The sequence below is a fragment of the Sorangium sp. So ce302 genome, assembly GCF_051530145.1.
GTDB classification, from domain to species: domain Bacteria; phylum Myxococcota_A; class Polyangia; order Polyangiales; family Polyangiaceae; genus Sorangium; species Sorangium cellulosum_B.
In genome coordinates this window covers 2,234,045-2,257,012 of record NZ_CP150326.1, presented here as the reverse complement: position 1 = coordinate 2,257,012, position 22,968 = coordinate 2,234,045, and the positions used below count along the sequence as shown (strand labels likewise).

The window sequence follows — 22,968 nt, the reverse complement described above, 5'->3', positions numbered from 1 at the left end:
GCCGGTTCGCGCACAGGGCTCCATCGGTCACCCCTGGATCACGGCGATCTTCGCGGGGTGATTTTTTGGTACTGTGGTCGCAGGCGCCCCCGCCGGCCTGATGCGCGCTCGCTCGGTCGAGCAGGGCGCACCCTGTCGGGAGCCATGCGCCTGATGGGGTTTGAGGGAGGGGCATGCGAACCAAGGCCTTTATCGAGAGAACGATGCTCCGTGCTGTCGCGCTGCTGGCGCTCCCGGCGCTCTGCGCGTGCGGCGCGGAGACACCGCCGTACGACGACCTGCCGCTGCGCGACGCGCTGAGCGCCGCGCCGGAGGTCCTCGCCGCCTTGCCGGAAGAGGTCCTGCGCGACGTGGCGGTGCGGCTGGAGGAGGCGCACGGCGAGCCGGGGGACGAGACGGCGATCGACGGCGCGGAGATCGCGAGCGTCCCCGCGCTGGTCCGCAGCGCGGACGCGGCGCGGGACGAGACGGGGAAGGACGCGATCGTCCTCGGCGCGCTCGAGCCGTCCGAAGACGGGTTCGTGCTCCGCTCGGTCACGCCCATCGCGGGGGGGCGCGAGCCCGAGGCGCCGCTCGATCGATCTGTGCCCGCCCTCGCGGGGCCACCGGCGTCGCCGGAGACCGCGCCGCTGGAGGACGCGGCGCTCGGCGGCCGGGCGGGCCAGATCCTGGCGGAGCTCGCGCGGCGCGCGGACGCGCAGGCCCTCGTCCGCGTCACCGGCCTGCCCGCGGGCGTCATCGCCCAGGATCACACGGTGTACGTCAACGCCGCGTGGCTCGTCGCGCTGAGCGCCCTCTCGCCCGAGGACGCGCCCGCGCTCCCCGCTCCCTCAGATGGCGCCGCGATGCCCGCGTGGCCCCGGAGCGAGCCGCGATCCGTGCGCGTCAACCCCTATCACCTCCCCTCGTCCGTCGCGGAGTGCGCCGCCGAGGTGCGGGACGTATGCACCTGCGCCGTGGCCGGGCAGTGCGAGCACGACCGCACCGACCCGGCGTTCGCGGACGCCCAGGCGGAGTGTTCCTGGGTCAACGCCGGGGCGCTGAACGCCGAGGCGCTCTGCATCCTCGCGCTGCTGAGCATCGACGGGGTCAAGGAGTGCGTCCTCTCCGCGGGCAGCGGCGCGTGCGCCGCGCTGCCGATCGCGGGGCGCGACGGCGCGCTGGCGTTCGCCGGGGACGAGGGCTGCATGGCCGTTCTCGACCGCTGCCTCCAGTACGGCAGCCCGACGGTCCCGGCCGTCACCCCGAGCGCGCCGAGCGGCACGTCGAGCAGCGACGACTGCGGCAGCTGCGGCGGCTGCGACAGCTGCAACGAGGACGTCGCGGGTTGCAACCAGAACTGCAGCGATTGCAACCAGAACTGCAGCGATTGCAACCAGAACTGCCGCGACTGCAACCAGAACTGCAAGGACGGCGATCCCTCCACCGGCAGCAACTCGAGCTGCAGGCTGAGCGCCGGCCGGCGCGATCCCGCAGGAGGCCTCCCGCGCGCGCCCGTGCCCCTCGGCGCCGCGTTCTGGCTGCTCCTGCCGGCGGGTTACATGCTGCTGCACATCCGGAGGCGGCCGTGAACCGGGCGGTGATGCTCTGGCTCGAGCGCCACGGCCTGCCGCCGTGGCTCGCGCCGACCTACACCATGATGGTCGCCCTCGCGGGGCTCCTCGGGGCGGCGGCGTTCTTCTGGCTCGTTCGCCGGGATCGGGGCGACGTGGCCGTGGAGGGCCGGGCGCTCCTCTCGGGCTACGTCGCGGCGCTCCTGGGCGGCTACGTCTTCGAGGCGCTGCGCGCCGCGCCCGAGGCGATGGCGAGGGGCTCGTGGGGTCCGATGCTCCACGCCGGCCGCGCGGCCTACGGGGGCCTCATCGCCGGCGTCGCCGTGGCCGGCCTGGTCCTCTACCGCCGCGGCGCGGCCGTGCTCCCGTTCCTCGACCGGCTCGTGCCCGGGCTCGGGCTCACCTACGCCTGCGTGCGCACCGGGTGCTTCCTCGCGGGGTGCGACTACGGCCGCGTCACCGGGGGCGCGCTGGGCGTCCGGTTCCCCGCCGGCAGCCCCGCGGCGGCGGACCACGCGGCGGCCGGCTGGGTGCCCCTCGGCGCGCCGAGCCTGCCCGTGCACCCCACGCAGCTCTACGAGGCGGCGCTCGGGGCGATGGCGAGCGCGCTCGCCGCCCTCTGGCTCGTCCGGGGGCACCGGGACGGGCGCGCGTTCGGGACATGGCTCGCGCTCTACGCGGCGGGCCGGTTCTTCATCGAGCTCCTCCGCGGGGACGCCGGGCGCGGCGTGTACGGGGGGCTCAGCACCGGCCAGCTCGTCTCGCTGGCGCTCCTGCTGGGGCTCGCGGCGGCCGTCGTGCTGGCGCGCCGGGCTCGCAGCGCGCGGCGCGCCGCCGCCGTGGCGCCCGCGCTGGTGGCGCTCGCCTCCCTGAGCCTCGCCGCGGGCGAGGCCGCGGCCCAGCCGGCTCGCCCCGCGCCGCCCGCGCCAGCAAGGCCCGAGGCAGCGACGCCCGCGGCCACGAGCTCCGCGCCGGCTCCGGCGCCTGCTCAGAGGCCGTCGCCGGCACCAGCGCCCCACCCGTACGCGCCGCCCCCCGCGGGCGGGCCCCCCGCGCCCTACCCCTACCCGCCGCCCTCGGGCGGGTATCCCGCCCCCTACCCCTACCCGCCGCCCGCGGGCGGGTATCCCGCGCCCTACCCCTATCCGCCGCCCGCGGGCGGGTACCCCGCGCCCTACCCCTATCCGCCGCCCTCTGGCGGGTACCCCGCGCCCTACCCCTATCCGCCGCCGCCCGCAGGTGGCCCTCCCCCGGCCTACCCCTACTACCCGCCGCCGGCGGGCGGATACCCCGCGTCCCCCCCTCCCTCGCCCGCGGCTGCCGTACAGCCGCAGAGGCGCACCCCGGATACGTCGCCGGGGCCCGCCGCGGAGCGGCCCGCGACGGGTCATCAGGCGGAGGCCAACGCGCGGCGGATGGCGCTCTCGCTCGGGATCTCCGGCTACTTCGTGCCGGGGCGCTTCACGGTGAAGGACGGGATGTCCGTGGATCTCGACGTCCTCGCGCGCCTCCGCCTGAGCGAGACGCGCCGCTTCGAGGTCGGCCTCGAGCTCCGGACCGTCTCGACCACCGACGTCAACCAGCTCGCAGTCGGCGCGCCGCTCCGGCTCGTGATGGGGGTCGGATCGCACGTCGAGATGTCGGTCGGGATCACGCCGGGCTACCACCGCATCTTCTTCGACTCCCCCTACTTCGAGAGCGTGGGCGCCTTCGGCGCTCGCTTCGGGTGGGGGATCCAGCTCCCGATCACCTCGCACCTGTTCCTCGGCTTCTCTCCGCTGAGCTTCCTCGTGCTCGCCTCGGACGACGTGGACGCGCTCGTGGCGTACGAGCCCGGGCTCTGGGCCGGCGCAGGATTGCTGTGACAGCCGTCGCTGGAGCTGCCGGCAGCTCCGGGCCCCGTCGTTCTCTAGGCGCTAGCGATCCTGGTCGCGATGATGAGCCCCGACGACCAGCAGAGCTTGGTCAGCACGAGATCCTGGCGTCGCTCGAGCGCGGCGATCAGCTCTGCCACCTTGGGGGCGTGGTCATCAGGCCAGTTGGGCTGAGGGAGCATGTCGTCGATGACATAGAGCCCGCCGGGCTTGATCAGGCTCAGCGCCTCGTCGAGGGCGTAGTACTTGCCCGGCCATGTATCGGCAAAAACGAGCTCGAATTGCTGACCCCGGATCGAGCGCAAGAAGGCTTCGCCATCCATGTTCTTGAGCGTGAGGCGGGGGTCGCCTCCGAGGTGCTGGCGTGCCACGGCCTGGACCTTCTCGTCGTGCTCCACGGAGACGAGCGTGGAAATGGCATTCATGCCATCGAGGATCCAGCACGTCGAGATGCCCGTGCCGGTCCCGAGCTCGAGGAAAGCGCCGGACTTGGCCGCGGCGAGCGTACGCAGCATCGAGCCCGTCTGCCTGTCACTGGCCATGGCAAACCCGATCTCCGCGGTGGCCCGCTCGATCTCCTCGAGCACCGCAGGCGGTCTCAAATTCTCCAGATCCTTCATGACCCGATCCCTCTTCACGCGGCCAACCGCGCGCGACTGTACAGCACCTCGATCTGGCGGCCCCCCTGGAAAGAGCCAGCGGTGGAGGGCGTGCTGCGCGGGGGGGCGGCGGGGCAGGCCCCCACAAACCCCGAGCGCCGGCCCGCAGCGCAGCCGGTCGCCCCCCGATCTCGCCTCCCGAACAGCGGGCAATGGCCCCCCAAAAGGCGCGAGTTTGTGGGACAGCCCCGCCGCCCCCCCGCGCAGCACGCCCTCCACCGCTGGCTCCGCTGCAGCCGTCCGAGCTCACTCCCCGAGCAACGCCCGCGCGAGCGTCAGAGTCCGTGCGTTCGCGGATACGTTCTCGAGAAAGCTCCTCCGGAGCGCGGGCTCCTCGATCCTGGCCGCGCGAGCGAGCAGCGCCGCGCGCTCCTCTCGGAGGACCGCGCGCGCCGCCTCCGCGTCGCCCTTCGCGTGCAGCGCCTCGGCGTACAGCGCAGGGATCACCTCCTGCCGCATCAGGAAGACCGTGCCGGCCTGCCGCTGGAGCGCGAGCGCCTCGCCGGCCATCGCGCAGGCCTCCTCCGTCCGCCCTTGCCGCAGCCGGATCTCGGCGAACAACGAGAGATGCACGGCCCCGGCGAAGGGCGCCATCACCGCCGGATCCCCCGCCGCGCAGAGCTCCTCCTCCGCCTGGGCGAGATCGCCGAGGAGCAGCCGCCCCTCGGCGAGGAGCTGCCGCGGGATCACGCTCCGGCTGCGATGGCCGCGCGCGAGCATGTGCTGGAGCAGGCTGCTGGACATCTCCACCGCCTCGGTGAGCCTGCGCCGCTCGAGGAGCGAGACGATCCGGCACGTCACCGAGGTCGTGAACACGTAGTCGAGCAGGCCCTCTGTCGCGAGCACGCGATCGAGGCACCCATCGGCGGCGGCCATGTCGCCGAGCCTCGTGTAATCGATCGCCACCAGCATCCACGCCCAGGCGACGAACAGCCCGCTGCCGAGGGACTCGGCGCGCCGCGCCGCGGCGAGGTTCGCCTGGAGCGCTCCCCACAGGTCCCGCGCCGCATGGCAGCGCCAGAAGCCGCGGGTGAGCTCGATCCAGAGGGCCGCATGGAGATCGCCCTCGACGGCCGGCGCGATGACGTGCTCGAGCCGGCGCACGATCCGCTCCGCCAGCGCCGTCCTCCCGTCCCAGAGCAGGCTGAAGACGATCCGGGTCGCGAGCTCCGGGCTCAGGACGTCGACGGGGAGCTCCTCGGCCAGGAGGCGCGGGATCAGCACCTCCACGGCCCGCCGGTCGTCGCAGAGCGCGACGCAGTACATCGCGCCGCTCAGGGCACGCCAGGAAGCGAGGCTCCCGGGCGCGGCGAGCTCGAGCGCCTGGAGCGCGCTCGCGTGGGCGCGCGCGGCGTCGTCGGTCCAGATGAGGGCGTTCATCCGGAGCAGGTGGAGCTCGGCCAGCCGCTCGCCCTCGGCCCCGCAAGCGATCCCCTTCTCCACCCGCGCGAGCGCCGCCTGCACGTCCGCCCCGTGGAGCGCCAGGGTGGCGGCGCGCAGGTAGAACCCCCCCGCGCGCGGCCCATCCCCGCCCCGCGCGAAGTGCTCGGCCAGCACCATCGGATCCTGCTCGCCGGCCGAGAGCAGCCACTCCCCGGCGAGCCTGTGCCCGACCGCCCGGTCGCGCTCGGTGAGCATCGCGTAAGCCCCCTCCCGCAGGAGCGCGTGACGGAACGCGATCTCCTCCTGTCCCACGAAGCGCGAGCTCGGGCGGCGCTCGAGGATCTCGCGATCGAAGAGCTCCGCCCAGGCGTCCGCGTCGCTCGGCCCCGACGCCAGGGTGCGCGCGCCGAGGAGCGCGCTCACACCGCCGATCCACGACACGTCCCCGAAGACGCTCGCCGCCCGGAGCAGCCGCCGCACCTCGGGATCGAGCGCCGCGAGGCGCGCCTCGACCATGCCCAGCACCGTCTCCGGCAACGCGCCGCCGCGCCCCTCGGCCACGGCCCGGACGAGCTCCTCCAGGTAGAAGGCGTTTCCCGCGGCCCGATCCACGATCGCCGCCACGGTCCCCGGCGCGACCGACGCGCCCAGCGCGCCGCGCACGAGCTGCTCGGCGGCCCGCGCGGACAGCTCGCGCAGCCGGATCTGCGTGAGCCCTCGCTCGATCCAGAGCCGGGGGAAGAGCTCGTGGACCTCGGGCCTCGCGAACGCGAGCACCGCATAGGGGCGCTCGCAGAGGGCCCGCAACGCGTGATCGAAAATTTTCACCGAAGGCGCATCTCCCCAGTGCAGATCCTCGAGGACGACGAGCATGGGCCGCGCGCTCGTCACGGCGCGCGCGTAGTCCAGGTAGGCCTCCTGGATCCGGTCGGCCATGTGCGCCGGGTCCTGCCGCGCGGCCCGCACCATCGGCCCGCCGTCGGCGAGAGGAACGCCGAGCAGCTCGCCGAGGAAGCAGGCCACGCGCTGCTGCTGCTCCCCCGCGAACAGCTGGCCCACGGCCCGCGCAAGCTTCTCCCGCTGCGCCTCGGGGGCCTCGCCGGCCGCGATCCCGAGCGCGCCCCGGAGCGACCCGGCGAGCATCGCGAACGCGGAGCCCGCGCCGATGGAGTCCCCGCTGCCGACGCCCAGCACGAGCTCGGGATGGCGCGGCCGCAGCGCCTGGACCAGCTCGTGACGCAGGCGCGATTTGCCCACCCCCGCGGCCGCGGTCCCGAGCGCCACCGCGGCGCGCTGCTCGGTGAAGCTCTCCTCGACGAGATCGAGCAGGCTGCGCAGCTCCCGAGCGCGCCCGACATAGGGGCTCGGCTTGCCCAGCAGCCTGCGCGCGCCGTCGGCGACCTCGCGCTCCGCCTCCACCCAGGAGAGCCCGTCCTGCTCCGCGACCTCGAAGCGCGCGTCGAGCAGGGCCCGCGTCACGGCGTCGACCGCGACGCGGAGGTGGCCCGGGCGGTCCCGGGCGGCCGCGTCGTCGAGCAGCACGGCCGCCCTGTCCAGGACCTCGCCGAGCAGCGATCGTCCCGTCGACTCGCCGCGCCCCGTCACCAGCACGACGTTGGCGCCGGGGACCGACGCGCGGATCCGCAGCGCGCAGCGGGCCGCGATCGCCGCCTGGTCGGTCGCGCTGCCCGCGCCCGCCCCCGCCGCGAGGATCGCCACGACCGCCCCGCTGGCCAGCTCCTGCACGACCGCGCCGAGGGGCGAGGTCTCGTGCCGGACGGCGGCGACCGCGCTCCGCTGCGCTCGACCGGCGGGCACGATCTCCGTCGACGCCGGCGCGCTGACGTCCGCCGGCCCGACGGCCACGATCGAGCAGAGCCACACCTCCGCGGCGGTCACGAGCTCGACGGCGGCCAGGCTGGAGCGAGCGCCGCCCGCCGACGAGGCGCCGAGCGCGTCGAGGCAGCGCACCACGGCCGCGCCGTCGGCCGGGCGCCCCTCCGGGCGCTTGGCCAGCATCTGCGCCAGGAGCTCGTCGAGCGCCTGCGGCACCTCGGGCCGCAGCGCGCTCGCCCGCGGCGGCTCCTCCTGGAGGAGCTTGGTCAGGATGGTCATGAAGTGCCGCCCGTGAAACGCCGGACGACCCGTCAGGCACTCGAAGAGCACGCACCCGAGCGAGAAGACGTCCGCGCGCGCGTCGAGCTGCGCGCGCTCCCCGCTGGCCTGCTCGGGGGCCATGTAGCCGATGGTGCCCACGAGGGCCCCCGTCCGCGTCAGCCGCGCCGAGGCGCCCGAGAGCCAGGCGATGCCGAAGTCGAGCACCTTCACCCGGTCGGCGGCCCCGCCCGGAAGGAACAGGTTGCTCGGCTTGATGTCGCGGTGGACGATCCCGCGCGCGTGCGCCGCGCCGAGCGCATCCGCCACCGCGCGCACGAGCGCGACGCTCTCCTCCACGTCCAGCGGTCGCCGCGACAGCCGGATTGAGAGGCTCTCTCCGGCGAGCCACTCCATCGCCAGATAAGGCTCCCCGGTGGGCGCCACCCCGTGCGTCACGTAACGCACGACGTGCGGGTGATCGAGCGTGGCGAGCGCCCGCGCCTCGTGACCGAAGCGCGCCGCTGCCTGCGCGTCGAGATCGCCGAGCAGCTTCACGGCGACGACATCGCCGCTCGCGCGATCCACGGCCCGGTAGACAGCGCCCATCCCTCCCGTTCCCGCGAGCTCGACCACCTCGAACCGGCCGGCGAGCAGTCTGCCGTGAAGCATGCGCGCCAAGGATGTCAGCGCGGTCACTCACGCGCCAAGCGGAACGAGCCGCCGCCGGGCGAGCTACGGCGCGATGTCGTCGAAGCGCTCCGCGACGGCGTGGCGGCTCTCCGCGTCCCGCGCCGTCCCCGGCCTGAGCAGCTGCACCGTGCGCATGCCGGCGGCCGCCGCGGCGTCGAGCTCGGCCACGATGTCGGACAGGAACAGCACCTCTCCCGGCTGCAGCCCGAGCGCCTCCGCGATCCGCTGGTAAGCGCCCGCCTCTCGCTTCGGCCCGGTCGTCGTATCGAAGAACGCCGTGAACAGGCCGGTGAGATCGCCGGCCGTCGTGTGCCGGAAGAGGAGCTGCTGCGCCTCGACGGACCCGGAGCTGAACACGGCGAGCGTCACCCCGAGGTCTCGCCATCTCCGCAGCGCCGGCTCCACGTCCGCATACACGTGGCTCCGGAGCCCCCCCGACTCGTAGGCGCTGCGCCAGATCTTGCCCTGGAGCGCCTTCAGCGTCGTCTCCTTGCGATCCTGGTCGATCCACGCGAGCAGCGCCGCCGCGAGCTCGCCGTCGCTCACCGCCTGCTCGCCCTCGCCCCGCTCGCGCGCGACCGCGCGCCGGGCGGCCTCGATCTCCGGGCCCCCGGCGTGCGCCGCGACGTACGCGGCCAGATCCCGGCGCGCCACGGAGAACAGCGTGTCGTGCACGAAGCGCACGTCGGTCGTCGTCCCCTCGATGTCGACGAGCACCGCGCGCGCAGGGAGCGCCGCCACGCTCACGCCTCGAGCCGCGGGAAGCGCGATGCGATGTCCGACCCGGTGTGCTCGGCGACCCACCCCTTCGGGTCGGAGAACCACCGGATGCAGGTGAACGAGGGCTCCGGCCCCATGTCGAACCAGTGCCGCGTCCCGGCCGGTACGCTGATGAGATCACCCTTCTCGACGAGGAACGAGAGCACGCGCTCGCCGTGATGGATGCAGAACAGCCCTCGCCCCTCGACGAAGAAGCGCGCCTCGTCCTCGGTGTGGATGTGCTCGTCCAGGAACTTCCGCCTGAGCTCGGCGTGGTTGGGGGTGCCCGGCGACACCGACACGACGTCCGCCGTCACGAACCCGCACGCCTCGGAGAGCTGCTTCACCGGCCCCGCGTACGCCTCGAGCACCCGCTCCTGCGCCGTGCCCGGCGGCAGCGGGCGCTCGGCGGACCAGCGCTCGAAGCGGATCTGCGCCTCTGCGGCGACGCGGGCGATGTCCTCGAGCGTCGTGTATTCGTCGGCCCTCGTCGGGTCGCTCTCCCGGTAAACCCGCAATCGGCTCATGATAGCCCTCCTTCCAGCAGCGCGCAGTCCAGCATGAACTCGATCGCCTCGATGTGGCGGATGGTGCTCGCGATGTCCGAGCCCCATGTGTACAGGCCGTGACCTGCGATGAGGTAGCCGTACACGGGCGGATGCGCCGACATGAACGCATCGACGTCCTCCGCCAGCTTCCGGATGTCCTGCGTGTTGACGAAGACCGGGAGGAGCACCGTGGCGGAGTGCGTCGTCATCCCGGAGAGCGCCTTCGCCACCTCGTAGCCCGAGAGGGTCACGTACCCCTCCTGCGCGCACCGGCGCGACAGCACCGTCGCCGCCCGCGAGTGGGTGTGCGCGACGGCGCCGATCTCGCTGGAGTGCCGGTAAAGCTGGCAGTGCAGCGCCGTCTCGGCCGACGGGCGGGCCGGCGAGGGCCCGGTCAGGCGGCCGTCCGCATTGACGACGACGATGTCCGACACGCCGAGCGCGCCCTTGGGCCGCCCGGACGCCGTGATCGCGAGGGTGCCGTCGCCGAGCCGGGCGGAGAAATTGCCGCTCGTGGCCGGCGTCCAGCCGCGCTCATGGCAAAAGCGGGACAGCTCGATGAGCTCGGCCGCGGCCGAGGAGAACGATGCAAACGGCGTCCCGCGTACGCTCACGGCGCAAACATACCAAAGCGAACGCGGGCGATCAACGCGCCGCGCCGCCGCTCGAGCCGCGTCCGAGCCGCTGAACCCGGGGATCACCCGCGCTGCTCGCGCTCACGGCGCCGGAAGGCGCTCGGCCTCGCGCCGGCCAGCGCCGTCCCGCGCGCCGCGGAGCAGGCCGGCCCAGAACCCGAGCCCGTGCGCGGCGTGCACCGCGGGGAAGATGGCGCAGAGCAGGGGGAAATCGCGCGGCGAGGCGCGCCGCGCGAGCCGGAGCGACTCAGCGATCACGAGCGCGGCATAGGCGAGCAAGGCGAGCGCCAGCGCCGGGCGGACCGCCGGCGCGAGCGCTGACGCGAGCGCGAGCAGCGCTCCGGCCGTCACCATGCAGAACGGCAGCGCCGGCCGGAGCGACAGGAACCTGCGGCGGCACATCAGCGTGCGCGCGCGCCCCTTGCCATACGCGAAATACTGCCGGACGAGCGCGGCGAACGACGACCGCGGGTAGTAATGAGCGACGATCTCCCGGGACAGGTAGACCGCGCCGCCAACCTCGATGATGCGCTGGTTCAGCTCGGCGTCCTCGTTGGTGATGGCGGCCGGGTCGTAGAGGCCGGCGATCTCGAACGCCTCGCGCCGGAAAGCCCCGTTGAACACCGACTCGACGAACCCCTCGCGCGACGGGTCCCGGTACGCCGAGCCGCCCACGCCGAGGGGGCTCGAGAGCGCGGCGCAGAGCGCCCGCTGAAAGCCGTTCCGGTGGCGCGGCCGCGCCGCGCCGCCCGCGTTGAGGGCGCCGGTCCTCCGGAGCGCCGCGACCGACGCAGCCACGTAGTCGCCGGCGTAGTCGGCGTGGGCGTCCATCCGGACGATCACCTCACCTCGCGCCCGGCGAATGCCGATGTTCATCGCGGCGGCCTGGATCCGGTCGGGGTTGTGGAGGAGCGTCACCCGTGGATCCTCCGCCGCGACACGGCCGACGAGCTCCCGTGTGCTGTCGGTCGAGCCGCCGTCGACCACGAAGATCTCGAGGAGCTCTGGAGGATAACGCTGCTCGAGGGCGCAGCGGAGGACGTCCTCGATGTAGCGCTCCTCGTTGTAACAGGGAATGACGATGCTGCACCGCGGCCGCTCGGCGAGCGGGCGCAGAGAGAGACGCCCGCCTCGAGGCGCGCTCGCTGTTCGATCCATGGACTCCCCCGGTCTCTCCGCGGGTCGAGCCGACCCGCAGCAGGACTGCGACAGCCGCGGATACAATCGCGGGGCCAGGCGATCTCGCGCGGTCGCCCGGAGCGAACTGCACTGCGCGACGCGGCCTGGACCCGGCCGGGGCAGGCCGCTGGGCTCGGGCTGCACACCGGCGGGCTCATGCGAGGGGCGCGCGGCGCGAGCGCAACCGGACGAGCGCCCGGGCTCATGCTGGCAGGGCAGCGGCTCGAAGCGCGCGGCCGCCGGGGCGGGAGCGCCACGGAGCCCGGATCGGGGGGCGCGCGGCCCGCGCGGAGCTCATGCTCCGCTCCACGGCCATGCCCCGGTCCGGTGGGCTTTCCACGGTTCCGCGTGGTCCGCGAACGAGCTTCTCGAGGAGGCGTGCAGATGGACTTCGATCTCGTCATCTCGCGGGGAACGATCCTCGATGGCAGCGGCCAGCCTCGCTACGTGGCGGACCTGGGGATCCAGAAGGGCAAGGTCGCCGCGATCGCCGGGCCAGGGGCGCTCGCGGGAGGGCGGGCGCTCGACGCCAGCGGGCTCGCCGTCGCGCCCGGCTTCATCGACATCCACTCGCACGTCGACTGGCTGCTCGCGCTGCCCGACCACGAGGACGTCCTCGCGCCGATGGTCGCCCAGGGCATCACGACCGTGGTCGCGGGCAATTGCGGTCATTCCCCTGCCCCGGTCACCGCGGCGTCGATTCCGCTGGTGGAGCACTCCGCGGAGATCCTGAAGGACGGAGCGCTCGCCTACCGGTGGCGCTCGATGGGCGAGCTGCTGAGCGCCCTCGAGGCCGGCGGGCTGCTCGTCAATGCGGCGCTCCTGGTCGGCCACGGCACGCTCCGCCAGGCGGTCATGGGCAACAGCGCCGCTCCCCCGAGCCCGGAGCAGATGGACGCGCTCTGCGCGCTCGCGCGCGCGTCGCTCCGCGAGGGCGCGTTCGGGCTCTCCGCCGGGCTGGCCTACACGCCCGGGGTCTTCGCGCGAAGGCACGAGCTCCTGACGCTGCTCCGGGCGGTGGCCGACGAAGGGGGCGTGTTCACGGTCCACGGCCGGGCCTACACGTGGATATCGCCGTTCTACAGGCCGCTGCTCCTCGGCCCGCCGCACAACCTCCGCTCCGTCCGCGAGCTGCTCGGCCTGGCCGAGGAGAGCGGCGCGAAGATCCAGCTCTCGCACCAGATCTTCATCGGCCGGCGGACGTGGCCCACGGTGCCCTGGGTGCTCCGCGCGATCGAGCGGGCCGTGGACAGAGGGGTCGACGCCGCCTTCGACGCGTTCCCCTACACGGTCGGCAACACCACGGTGAACGCCCTCTTCCCCGCCTGGGTGCTCGACGGCTTCCGCGCCCGCATCGACGACCCGGCCGTCCTCCGCCGGCTCCGGCGGGAGTTCGCGATGTTCCGGCGGCTCCTCGGGCTCTCGTATGCCGACATCCGGCTGCTCTGGGGCGGAGCGCCGGAGCTCGCGGCGCTGGAGGGGCTCGATTTCGAGGCGATCGCGGGGCGCCTCGGCGGGAGCGAGTTCGACGCCTACGTGCACGTCGCCCGCGTGAGCGACGGCAAGGCGCGCGTCCTCCTGAACACGTACTCGGGCGTCGATGCGCACGACGAGCCGCTCCGGGCCGTGCTCTCGCACCCGCTCTGCGCGTTCGAGACCGACGCGATCCTCACCCGGCGCGGCCAGCACAACCCGGCGTCGTTCGGCACGTTCCCGCGGGTGCTCGGCCACTACAGCCGCGACGTCGGCCTGTTCCGGCTCGAGGAGGCCGTGCGCCGGATGACCTCGCTGCCCGCCGAGCGGATCGGGCTCCGCGACGTGGGGCGCATCTTGCCCGGGCACTGGGCGGATCTCGTCGTCTTCGATCCGGCCACGGTGGCGGACAACACGACGCCGCGGCGGGCCGACGCGCCGCCGTCGGGGATCCGCGCCGTCCTGATCACCGGCGAGGTGGTGGCGCAGGACGGCGCGCTAACGGGCAAGACCCGGCAGGGGCGCCTCCTGCGCAGGTAGGCGGGGCGGCCATACCCTTCGTTGACGCTCAGGGACGTTCGGTTCCGACCGCTTCAACAGGATCGCGCCGGAGCGCGAGATGAGCGATGGCTCCATCGTTCCGCATGTCAGAAATCCCGCCAGAGACACCGGTCGATGACGAGCGGTCGCTGAAACAGTAGCGATTCTCATGGCTTCCGCCTGTTTCGCCGTCGAGGGCGGCTCTGGTGTGGCCCAACGGGGCGCCCTCGGCCGTCGCGTCGCCCGCGGTGAAGGGCTGCACTCCTACGCGCCTCGCGAACCGGCACGCGCTCGCTGCCGACCCGGACGCGTGGGCCGCCTTCGACATCCTCGGGACCCACCAATATGACACTCAGGTCGCCTACCCCTGGCCGGACGATGTCCCGCCTCGGGGCGACAAGGAAGTCTGGCAGACCGAGATGTCCGGCGTGAAGTGGTGGCCGGAACAGGGACCGAGCAACACCATCGAGAACGGCGTGGCCATCGCCCGTTGGGTGCACAGCGCGCTCGTGGTCGGCGAAGCCAACGCCTGGCTCTGGTGGTGGTACTCGGGCAACACCACGAACGAAGGCTTGATTCAGCAGTCAGGCAGCGTCACCACCAAGCGCTACTACACGTTCGGAAACTTCACCCGCTACATTCGCCCCGGCTACCACCGCGTCGCCGTCACCGGCGTCTTCCCGGAAAAGGTCCTCGTCAGCGCCTACACAAACGACAGCGGCAAAGTCGTCGTCGTCGCCATCAACGAGACAACCTCCGCCCAGACCGTTCCCCTCGCCTTCGCAGGCGGCACCGCGCCAAGCGCGATGGTCCCCTTCGTGACCGCCGCTTCGAAGAACTGGGCCGAAGGAACTCCCGTCACCGTAACGGACGCCACGCTCCCGATGGCCCTCGAAGCCATGAGCGTGACGACGTTCGTGAGTCAGTGAAGCCTAGCCAGATCGGCCCCGTCGCTCAGGGGACCTTCATCAGGGCGTTCTGCTCTGCTTGCACGCGGCCATCGGTGCAGAGCTTGCAGTTGTCGCCGTAGAAGAAGTTCCTGTTCGCTGTGTCATCCATCAGATGAACGCGGAACCAGGCCGCGGCCGACGACAGGGACACGCCATTTGCGCCCTGATAGACCCAGCTACCGTGATCCGCGTTGAGCTCGTTGAGGAAAAACGCGGGCTGATCGGTGACCGTCTTGAAGACATTGTGGACCCCGCTGCATTTCACCGTGGAGTCGTTCCCCCCGCAGAAGAACAACATGGGGGTGTGCACTCCCTCGAGGGCACTGGTGCCGCAAATCGTGCCGAGGGCCGAGAAACGGGGATCGGAGGCCGTCTTGCAAGTCGACATGCCCCCATAGGAATGGCCAAGCTGGCCGATCTTCGTGGTGTCGAGGGCGTGATAGTACGGGCTGCTCGCATCCTCGGCTTGTTCCAAGATCCAATCGAGGCCCGCGGTCGTGGGAAGAGGATCGCCTTCGGCGGTCGCGGTGCTGAGAGAAGCCACCACGACGAAACCGTGGGACGCGAGATGGTTGACGATCGGTCCGTATTGTCCGCACCACTGATTGCTGCCGGCGTTGACGACGCATTTCGGCGGGACCTGCTCCGGATTGTCCCGGTAGCCATTGGCCCAGATCAGGATCGGATGGCAGTGGCCGCTGGTTGCGATATTGCTCGGGCGGTACACGTTGAAGCGCTGTTGCTCGTCCCCATAGATCGGATCGGGAACGACGCCGGCGAGGGGGCCGACGTTCTTGTCTGCGGTGACCGAGAAGGGGCCCGTCTTGGTAGGATCGGCCGTGGGGAACGGGTCGCCGACGCAGCTACTGACCGAGCCGCCGCTACCGGTCGTGCCGCCGCTTCCGGCATTTCCTTGGCCGCCGCTGCCCGGTTGCCCGCCCGAAGCCGCGCCACCCGTGGCCCCACTCGAGCCGCCCGACGCCGAGCCGCCAGCCCCACCACTGGATGCGCCGCCGCTGGATGCGCCGCCGCTTTCGGCCGTTCCCCCAGAGCCCGTCGCACCACCGGAGGCCGTGCCCCCGCTGCCCGTCCCACCGCTGTCCGTGCCAACCGCGCCCCCGCTCGCGGCAGCGTCCCCATTCGATCCGTTACCACACGCCGCGGTGGAAACGCACACGCCCAAAGCCAGTAGCCAACGCCTCATGGTGACTCTGTCCTCGCCCAGCCGCTCAGCGTCGTCAAGCGCTTTGGCGGATAGGACAAGCAAACGCGTTCCGCAAAGTCAAGATTCTCGGAGCCGTTCCTGGCTCGTGCAGTCCGACTGTACGAGCTTATCGACAGAACGGGCCTTATGCGATCAGACAGGCCTTCCACTCGTGAAACGCCTGCGATTACCGCGACGTCGCACCAAGCGGAAGGCATCCTACCGTATAGCTGTACACTACTGGCACCAAGCGGAAGGCATCCTACCGTATAGCTGTACACTACTGAGCTCGTCCAAACGGCCGCCGTCGCGGTTCGCGGCGCGTCGTGATGGCCGGCGCACGCACCTCAGGGCAGACCTCCCCCCGGCCACGTCGTCGAGCAGCGTCCCTCCCCTTTCAGTTTCGTCACGCGGGGTCCGCCGGGTACCGCGCGCGGCACTCCAGCGGCTCGGCGAACAGACCGAGGTGGCTCAAGATCTTCCTCGCCGTCGCCTTGTCCGTGATCGCGGCCATGAGTCGCATCCGCCCGCTGCATCGCGGGCACGCGAGAACATCTACTGCGTAAGTCCGCCGCAAAAGCTTCGCCCATTCGACGCGAGGCGACGTCGCCAGAAGGAGCCCATCCAGCAGCCGATCAAGATGCCGGACCGAGATCCCCTCCGACACGAATCCAACATCAGCCCACGGCAGTACAGCGCCCAGCGCAGTCGACACCCGCTCGCGCTCGACCGCGCCATGCACCATCGTCAGCAGCGCCCCAACCGCCACGTCCCGAGCGCCTCGCTCCGACACTGCCGACGGCGCCGCCTCGCTTCGCTCGTCTCCTCTGCGCGACGGCGTCTCCATGCCTCTCGCCGGCCCCTTCGGCGCCTGCCTCGCCGGCAAGGGCGTGATCGTCGTCGTCTTCTTCTTGTCATCGCTGCCCGCGCTATCAGCTCCGGCGCGCTGCTCGCCCTTACGCGCCTTCCCCGTCGCCTTCGGCACCACGAGGCTGCGTTGCTTCGCATGCGGCGCGAGCACACCGTGGTAGCGCACCAGCGGATGGCGCGGCGGCGGCACCAGCGCGGCGAGCCTCGCGAAAAACACAATCGGCGTCATCACCCGATGCGTTCCTTTTCGCCGCGGGTATTTCACCTGATAGGCCACCCGACCGTCGCGGAGGATGCTGAGCCGCTCCAAAGCGAAGCAGGGACGCGCGCAATACCGGACGAGCCGCTCGGCGCGTAGGTAAAAGAAGCCGGATCGCAGCGCGAAGCAGTGTAGCGCGTAGGTAAAAGAAGCCGGATCGCAGCGCGAAGCAGTGTAGCGCAGCAAACCGAAAGGGTGGGACCGCGAGCGTCGTGATGGCTCGGTCCTGGGCCGAAAGAGCGTGGTCCGGGCGGCGCCGAGCGCGCTACGGGGCGCATCGACGTGCCGTGGGCACACGTGTCCGTCCGGGCGTTGGTCTGGCCCGGGAGGCGCGTCGCGAGACGCTATGCGGCGTCACCGGGCGCCTTGCGGCGCAGAACGGTGCTCTTCCAGTACGGCGGCCCTCGGTTGGGAGAGCGAGCTGGGACGTCGGTCGGCTCGCCGAGCGCGGAGAGGAAGCGGGCGATGTTCCTTGGCTCGGTCACCATGGCGACGAGCTTCATCCGCCCCTTGCAAGCTGGGCACTCGAGGACATCGATCGCAAATGTGCGGCGCAAGATCTCGGCCCACGGTCGATAGCCGCCACGCTTGCGTTTCGGAGCGGCGTCATCGTCCGCCTTCGTAGGCTCTTGTGGCTTCGCAGGGCGCGGTCCGATGCGCTTGCGCCATGGACTTGCCGAGGCGAGCACGCCAGCGTACTTGACGGTGTGAAAGCGCGGCGGCGGGACGCTGGCCGCGAGGCGGCACAGGAGCGAGAGCGGATCCATGTCCACAAGGGCAGTCCCGTCGGCGAAGGCGCGCTTGAGCGAGAGCCGCACCAGGCCGTCCTGCTGCGGCTCGATGCGCTCCTTTGCGATCGGGGGTCGCAGCACGTAACGCAGCGGCGCCTCCCTCGCCGCGGCATGGTGCGCACCGGCGCGCGTCGCTGCGTGCAAGGTGAAGCCATCGAGCGCAGCGCACAGCGGCTTGTCGTACGCGAGCGCGCTCGGACAAGACGGCGAGAGCCCGCGGAGCCATTGCGGGCCGGCGGGCGGCTCTCGTCCCGAGACGGGGGAGGTGCAGAGCGCGGCCTCGGGCTCGTCGTCCTCCTCGACGTCGTGCTCGCTCTCGCGATGCCCGTGCCGCCGGAGGTAACGGAGCATCCGCCCGACGGCGTGCTCTATGACCTGACCGACCTCGCGCGTTCGCAGGTGACCGAGCTCGTTCCACACGAGCTCGGTGCCATCTTCGTGATAAGCCCCGTCGAGGAAGACCACGTGCAGATGCGGATTGAGCCGCATGTCGCCGGACGTGCGTTGCACGACGGTCACCGCGCCGCTCTTGACCGCGCCGCACGCGCCTCGGCGCGCGGCGCCACCGGCAGCCCGAGCAGCCGACCGATCGCTTCGTGAACGACCCGGGCAGCCACCTCATCCCCGAGGGCGACGGCGTGGCTCAGGGTGCTGGCGAGCGAGGCGATCACCGCAGCCCGACGTGACGGCTCGGTCACGGCGAGCTCCCCAAGCCCGGGGCTTGGCCCTTGGACCAAGCCGCTTCGCGGCAGCTCCTGTCCCTGCTGAGGTCGACCGCGACGACGACCGCGATCGCGAGACGACACCGCCCTCGCGCCCCGCGTAGCCTCCACGAGACCTTGGGAGCCATGGACCTGGTGGCGGCGCTCGGGGCCGCGAGCTAGCGCGATGCGGACGAGGTGCAGGAGCTCGGCGTGAGGCTCAAGAAGCTGCTGCGGGCCCTGCTCCGTTAAGCATTGCGGATACCGAGCCGAGGTTTCCTGCCGCGGCTCGGATCCTTGTCTTCGCTGCGGTTGTCACGGCGGTCATTGCTGCCGCAGCGCGACTTTTGCCGGTATTCACTGCGAAAAAAAGCGCCCGGCGCCGCGCAGGACTCGCCGCCCGCCGCCTCATTCCCTGCCCACCCTGCCGTTCGCGACGCCCCTGCCCGGGCGCCGCGTTCACCAGGAGGGCAGCGATGGGACAGCTCCGCGATCGAATGGCCGAAGACCTGAAGCTGCGGCGATACAAGCCGTCGACATGCGACAATTACCTCCGCTGCGCACGGGCCTTCGTAGCCTACCACCGCAAGCCGCCGCAGCAGATGGGTCTCGACGAGGTGCGCGCGTTTTTGCTCTACCTCGCCGAGCAGCGAAAGATCGCGGAGGCGACGCAGCACCAGTACGTGGCGGCGATCAAGTTCCTCTACGCCACCACGCTCGGGCGTCCGGAGGTCGCCGTCGCGATCCCCTGGCCGAAGGTACCCCAGAAGCTGCCGCCGGTCCTCAGCGGCACCGAGGTCGAGGCGCTGCTCAACGCGATCGGCTCGGTCAAGCAGCGCACGATCGTCCTGACGGCGTACGGCGCCGGTCTGCGGATCGATGAGGTCTGCTCGCTGCGGGTCGAGGACGTCGACAGCAAGCGCAACCTCATCCACGTCCGCAATGGCAAGCTCGGGCGTGATCGGTACGTGATGCTCAGCGCCCCCGTGCTGACCGCGCTGCGCATCTACTGGCGGGCGGAGAGACCCGCTGGACCGGAGCTGTTCCCGGGTCGCAAGCAGGGCTCGGTCATCTCGCACGAGGCGGTGCGCAACGCGCTGCGCGAGGCGGCGAGGCGCTGCAAGCTGCACAAGCGCGTCACCCCGCACGTGCTGCGGCACAGCTTCGCCACCCACCTGCTCGAGCTCGGCACCGACATCCGCGTCATCCAGGCCCTGCTCGGCCATCGCTCCATCCGCACCACCGTCCGCTACGTCCGCGTCAGCCAGGCTCACGTCGGTCGCACCCGCAGCCCGGTCGAGGTGCTCGGCACCCAGGAGGCCAAGAAGAAGCTCGGCTGAGGTCGCGTGCACCCGCATCGCCTGGCGCCGCGGCCCGCGGCGACGGGTAGGCCTCGTCTCGAGGTCGCGGATATCGTCCGCGCCCACGGCGAGGCCTACCTGCGCGCCCACGCCGTCTCCACCGCCCAGCGCAAGGTCCTGCGCGACATCGCCGCGTGCAGGACCGCGGTGCTGGGCGGCCATGTCGACGTGTGCACGGGCTGCGGCCACGAGCAGCCCTCGTACAACTCCTGCCGCAACCGCCACTGTCCCAAGTGCCAGAGCCTCAGCCAGGCCAGGTGGATCGCCGAGCGGCAGCAGCGCATCCTGCCGACGCACTACTTCCACGTCGTCTTCACGCTCCCGGCCGAGCTGCGCCCGCTGGCGCTCGTCAACCCGCAGACGGTCTTCGATCTGCTCTTCCAGTGCGGCTCGCAGACCCTGCTCACCCTCGGCCGCGATCCCAGGCGGCTCGGCGCCGACATCGGTGTCACCGCCGTGCTGCACACCTGGAGCCGCAATCTCAGCTTCCATCCGCACCTGCACTGCATCGTCACGGGCGGTGGGCTCTCGCTCGACGGCTCGCGCTGGATCGAGGGGCGGAGCGGCTACCTCTTCCCTGTGCAGGTCCTCGGCAAGCTCTTCCGCGGCAAGTTGCTCGCCGCGCTTCGGCAGGCCTATGACGCCGGAGAGCTCGACCTGACCGGCGGGGCCGCCGCGCTGGCCAACCCCGCTGCCTTCGCTGCGCTGCTCAAGACGCTCTACCGCAAGCCCTGGGTGGTGTACGCCAAGCCGCCCTTCGCTGGGCCCGAGCAGGTCTTTGCTTACCTCGGTCGCTATACCCACCGTGTCGGGCTGTCCAATCACCGGCTGCGGTGGATGGATGAGCGCGGCGTGTGCTTCCGGACCCGCGGAGACAAGACCGTGACGCTCTCCGCAGAGGAGTTTCTGCGTCGCTTCCTGATGCACGTGCTGCCTCATCGCTTCGTGAAGATCCGACACTTCGGCTTGATGGCTGCGTGTCACGCCACCACCACGCTCGAGGTGGCACGCACGAGGATCATGGCGGCGCGAGACGCAGGGCAGCGCGCTGTCGGGGGAGATGAGCACCGGGAAGGCAGCTCTCACGAGCCCTCTCCGCGCCACGTCGTCAAGGTCGACTGGTGTACGCTGCTCGCCGCGCTCACGGGGGTCGACCTGTCCATCTGTCCTCGCTGCGGTCAGGCTGCGATGGCTCGCCGCCCGCTGCCGTCGTGCGTCATCGCCTCCTCCGCTGCTCCTCCGGACACGTCATGAGCATCGCTGGCCTGGGCAGAAGCGACAGCACCACCTCCGTTGCGCGGCGGTCAGGCATCGATCCGCCTTCTGCGCCGTCCACGTCGGCGGCCTGCGTGCTGCTGGGCCTCCGTCGGCGCCGTGCTCTGCCTCGGCGCGTCTGCGCCCAACGTCGTGGCGGCGGGATGCACCACGCGTGCGAGCCCCGCCGCGCCCGCCTTCTGCGGCCTTCTCGGGCAGGATCTCCATAGGCCTCGCGACCGCCTCGCCCGGCCGCGAACCGGCCCGGTCCAACCCGACGTTTACGGGACTGCGCCGGGACCTCGCCGCCGCTGCTGCTCGGGCGCAGTCCCGCAAACGCCTATTCATTGGGCCCGGGTTGGGCCCATCCCTCCCGAGGCGGTGCGATCCGTCGTCACGCCCTCCCCAAATCCCCGGGGATGCGACGGATCGCGACGGTTCGCCACCGCGGAACAGTCCCGCCAGGATTTCTGGGACGACGAGGCGGATGCGGAAGAAATGTCAATAATTTCAATCTGTTCTGTCTGATTCGCGGCCGGGTCGCTCGCTGGCGTGGGCTCGTCGCTTTTCGTGATTGGCTCGTTAGCGAGGCATCGGAACAATAGCGCCAGGCCCGTCAGCCTGCCCCGCCCATCGTGAGCACCATGCGCCAGCGTGTCTACGAACCGCGACTGTGGCGGGCTCCGACGGACAGGGGAGCACCATCGTTTCACGATAGCTGCGCACCGCATGAGCGTTAGAGCATTGTGGCCATCTCGGGCGGCCAGAGATCGCTCGGGCTCAGGGTGCAGGTGACGCGGGGGTAGACGAAGTCGGTTTCCTCGTTCTCCCTGCGGCGGAGCTGGAGGAATTGGTGGCGCTCCTCGTCGTTGGCCAGGGTCAGCGGTGTGCCGTCCGCAAGCTCGGGACGCCCGTCACGAACACATACCCAGGTCTTCGAGGTGCGAAACGTGCCCCCGAGCCAGGGGTTGTCGGGAGCGTCAGTCGCGGGGTCCAGCACGATCCGGTGACGGAACCTTCGATTGGTGTCGGCGGAGAATACGACGACGCGGCCGTGGAGGAGTGGGATTACGAAGGAGGGCCCCCCGGGCTCCTTCGACTCCACCATCAGCCGCCGCGACGGCCCGGCCTGGGGGTGTTCGTAACAGGAGAAAAGGGCGATCTCGCCGGCATCGTCCAGGTCGAGCGCCTGGTCCGAGTGGGCGCGCATGGTGGCGTAGGCGCGGGTGTAGACCTCCAGCAGCGCGTTGTTGAAGGGTAGCGCGAGCGAGGCACACGCGCGGATCTGCCGTGCGAGCGTGGTGTGGATCGGCCGAAAACACTGAGCCGGGAGCTTGTAAGCGGTCGTGGTGCGGACGATGGGGACCCCGCGCGGGCCGTCGCTCACCACGAGCACCGCGCCGCGCCGGCCTTTCCCGAGCTCCTCGAGCCGAGCCGACGCGGACAGCGCCGCGAAGAGGTCGCCCTCGGCGGGCACGGTGTAGGTGCGAAACATGTCCGACGCCTCGTAGATCGGCGCCCGGTAGTCCCCTGCGTTCATGCTGAAGCGAAAGCCGTCTCCGTAGTCGATGGGGGCCGACGTCTTGTTCTCTTCGGCGTACAACCGGCGAAGCGCCGTCATCCCCTCGGGCGTGGGGGCCTCCAGCTCCACCCGCGTCCCGTCCTGGAGCAGGAATGTGCGCCCACCCTCGTGGACCGCCTCGGTCTTCGAGCAGCGCACCACGTAGCCCAGCCGGGTCGGGAGCCGCGCGGCGTCCAACTCGGACGGCACTATCTCGTGAGTGTAGCGTCGGTTGGTCGACAGCGGCATGAAGAACACCGAGTTGGGATACAGCGTGATCGTGAACTGGTCCGGAAATGTGTGTCCCTCCTCGGTCTCGATCTCCTTGTATCGGAAGCGGAGCCGGGTCAATCCGGTGATCGCCCGGTGACCACGATCGAAGCGGTCGCCGGTGATGGGCGCGAGCCGATCGAGGAGTTCGTAGAAGGTGCAGAAGGCCATGACGCCGTCGCCCGGCATGTCCTTGGTCTTGTCGGCGTGGGACGAGATCCGGGCCTTCGCCTGCTTCCTCTCGGCGTCGGCCGGAGTGTTGTGATAGATCTGCGCCAATGAATAGGCGTTTGCGGGACTGCGCCCGAGCAGCAGCGGCGGCGAGGTCCCGGCGCAGTCCCGTAAACGTCGGGTTGG

General features: G+C 71.4%; 16 protein-coding genes and 1 pseudogene. 6 read left to right on the top strand and 11 right to left on the bottom strand.

Translation table 11 applies throughout. The annotated features are described in order from the left end of the window. Nucleotides 1-203 precede the first annotated feature (203 nt). The gene (locus WME73_RS08775) at nt 204-1,571 is read left to right on the top strand and encodes a hypothetical protein (protein WP_437915395.1); all 1,368 of its coding nucleotides are present in this window, start codon (nt 204-206) and stop codon (nt 1,569-1,571) included. After that, nucleotides 1,568-3,418 (top strand): prolipoprotein diacylglyceryl transferase, encoded by a 1,851-nt coding sequence (locus tag WME73_RS08770; RefSeq protein WP_437915394.1) that lies wholly within the window; start codon nt 1,568-1,570, stop codon nt 3,416-3,418. Before WME73_RS08775 ends, WME73_RS08770 begins: the two co-directional genes overlap by 4 nt. A gap of 44 nt (nt 3,419-3,462) precedes the next feature. Here WME73_RS08770 and WME73_RS08765 read toward each other — a convergent pair whose 3' ends face one another. The 6 genes from WME73_RS08765 to WME73_RS08740 all read right to left on the bottom strand — a co-directional run bounded on the left by WME73_RS08765 (nt 3,463) and on the right by WME73_RS08740 (nt 11,356). Beyond that, on the bottom strand, nt 3,463-4,014 hold the full coding sequence (locus WME73_RS08765) for an O-methyltransferase (protein WP_437915393.1): 552 nt from the start codon (nt 4,012-4,014) through the stop codon (nt 3,463-3,465). A gap of 318 nt (nt 4,015-4,332) precedes the next feature. Beyond that, nucleotides 4,333-8,235 carry a protein kinase domain-containing protein gene (locus tag WME73_RS08760; RefSeq protein ID WP_437915392.1) on the bottom strand — a complete coding sequence of 1,301 codons (3,903 nt, stop codon included), beginning with the start codon at nt 8,233-8,235 and terminating at the stop codon, nt 4,333-4,335. Nucleotides 8,236-8,298: 63 nt separating this feature from the next. After that, nucleotides 8,299-8,997, bottom strand: a complete 699-nt coding sequence (gene mtnC, locus WME73_RS08755) for an acireductone synthase (RefSeq protein ID WP_437915391.1) — start codon at nt 8,995-8,997, stop codon at nt 8,299-8,301. Between the two features lie 2 nt (nt 8,998-8,999). Then, a complete protein-coding gene (locus WME73_RS08750; RefSeq protein WP_437298604.1) occupies nt 9,000-9,542 on the bottom strand; it encodes a 1,2-dihydroxy-3-keto-5-methylthiopentene dioxygenase in 543 nt (180 codons plus the stop codon). Then, nucleotides 9,539-10,177: a methylthioribulose 1-phosphate dehydratase gene (locus tag WME73_RS08745; protein ID WP_437869835.1), complete on the bottom strand. Its 639-nt coding sequence runs from the start codon at nt 10,175-10,177 to the stop codon at nt 9,539-9,541. Before WME73_RS08745 ends, WME73_RS08750 begins: the two co-directional genes overlap by 4 nt. A 102-nt stretch (nt 10,178-10,279) precedes the next feature. Beyond that, nucleotides 10,280-11,356 (bottom strand): glycosyltransferase family 2 protein, encoded by a 1,077-nt coding sequence (locus WME73_RS08740; protein WP_437915390.1) that lies wholly within the window; start codon nt 11,354-11,356, stop codon nt 10,280-10,282. Between the two features lie 405 nt (nt 11,357-11,761). On the opposite strand from WME73_RS08740, the gene WME73_RS08735 reads away from it, so the two are divergent. Next, a complete protein-coding gene (locus tag WME73_RS08735) occupies nt 11,762-13,390 on the top strand; it encodes an N-acyl-D-amino-acid deacylase family protein (protein WP_437915389.1) in 1,629 nt (542 codons plus the stop codon). 248 nt (nt 13,391-13,638) lie between these two features. After that, nucleotides 13,639-14,319 carry a glycoside hydrolase family 30 beta sandwich domain-containing protein gene (locus WME73_RS08730; RefSeq protein ID WP_437915388.1) on the top strand — a complete coding sequence of 227 codons (681 nt, stop codon included), beginning with the start codon at nt 13,639-13,641 and terminating at the stop codon, nt 14,317-14,319. Nucleotides 14,320-14,344: 25 nt separating this feature from the next. Here WME73_RS08730 and WME73_RS08725 read toward each other — a convergent pair whose 3' ends face one another. The 4 genes from WME73_RS08725 to WME73_RS08710 all read right to left on the bottom strand — a co-directional run bounded on the left by WME73_RS08725 (nt 14,345) and on the right by WME73_RS08710 (nt 18,162). Then, a complete protein-coding gene (locus WME73_RS08725; RefSeq protein WP_437915387.1) occupies nt 14,345-15,517 on the bottom strand; it encodes a poly(ethylene terephthalate) hydrolase family protein in 1,173 nt (390 codons plus the stop codon). A gap of 433 nt (nt 15,518-15,950) precedes the next feature. Next, nucleotides 15,951-16,859: a transposase gene (locus WME73_RS08720; RefSeq protein WP_437895435.1), complete on the bottom strand. Its 909-nt coding sequence runs from the start codon at nt 16,857-16,859 to the stop codon at nt 15,951-15,953. Nucleotides 16,860-17,017: 158 nt separating this feature from the next. Next, nucleotides 17,018-17,974, bottom strand: a complete 957-nt coding sequence (locus WME73_RS08715) for a transposase (protein ID WP_437915386.1) — start codon at nt 17,972-17,974, stop codon at nt 17,018-17,020. 5 nt (nt 17,975-17,979) lie between these two features. Beyond that, nucleotides 17,980-18,162 carry a hypothetical protein gene (locus tag WME73_RS08710; protein WP_437915385.1) on the bottom strand — a complete coding sequence of 61 codons (183 nt, stop codon included), beginning with the start codon at nt 18,160-18,162 and terminating at the stop codon, nt 17,980-17,982. 479 nt (nt 18,163-18,641) lie between these two features. Here WME73_RS08710 and WME73_RS08705 point away from each other — a divergent pair, with 479 nt between their 5' ends. Beyond that, a complete protein-coding gene (locus WME73_RS08705; protein ID WP_437893382.1) occupies nt 18,642-19,505 on the top strand; it encodes a tyrosine-type recombinase/integrase in 864 nt (287 codons plus the stop codon). A 6-nt stretch (nt 19,506-19,511) separates the two neighbouring features. Then, on the top strand, nt 19,512-20,780 hold the full coding sequence (locus WME73_RS08700; RefSeq protein ID WP_437912459.1) for an IS91 family transposase: 1,269 nt from the start codon (nt 19,512-19,514) through the stop codon (nt 20,778-20,780). 1,513 nt (nt 20,781-22,293) lie between these two features. Here the strand turns inward: WME73_RS08700 and WME73_RS08695 are convergent. After that, a pseudogene (locus WME73_RS08695) lies at nt 22,294-22,896 on the bottom strand (hypothetical protein); the annotation flags it as partial. Between the last annotated feature and the right edge of the window lie 72 nt (nt 22,897-22,968).

Coding starts and splice junctions, on each gene's coding strand:
- WME73_RS08735 (WP_437915389.1), top strand. CDS start 11,762: ATGGACTTCGATCTCGTCATCTCGCGGGGAACGATCCTCGATGGCAGC.
- WME73_RS08760 (WP_437915392.1), bottom strand. CDS start 8,235: ATGCTTCACGGCAGACTGCTCGCCGGCCGGTTCGAGGTGGTCGAGCTC.
- WME73_RS08750 (WP_437298604.1), bottom strand. CDS start 9,542: ATGAGCCGATTGCGGGTTTACCGGGAGAGCGACCCGACGAGGGCCGAC.
- WME73_RS08705 (WP_437893382.1), top strand. CDS start 18,642: ATGGGACAGCTCCGCGATCGAATGGCCGAAGACCTGAAGCTGCGGCGA.
- WME73_RS08740 (WP_437915390.1), bottom strand. CDS start 11,356: ATGGATCGAACAGCGAGCGCGCCTCGAGGCGGGCGTCTCTCTCTGCGC.
- WME73_RS08775 (WP_437915395.1), top strand. CDS start 204: ATGCTCCGTGCTGTCGCGCTGCTGGCGCTCCCGGCGCTCTGCGCGTGC.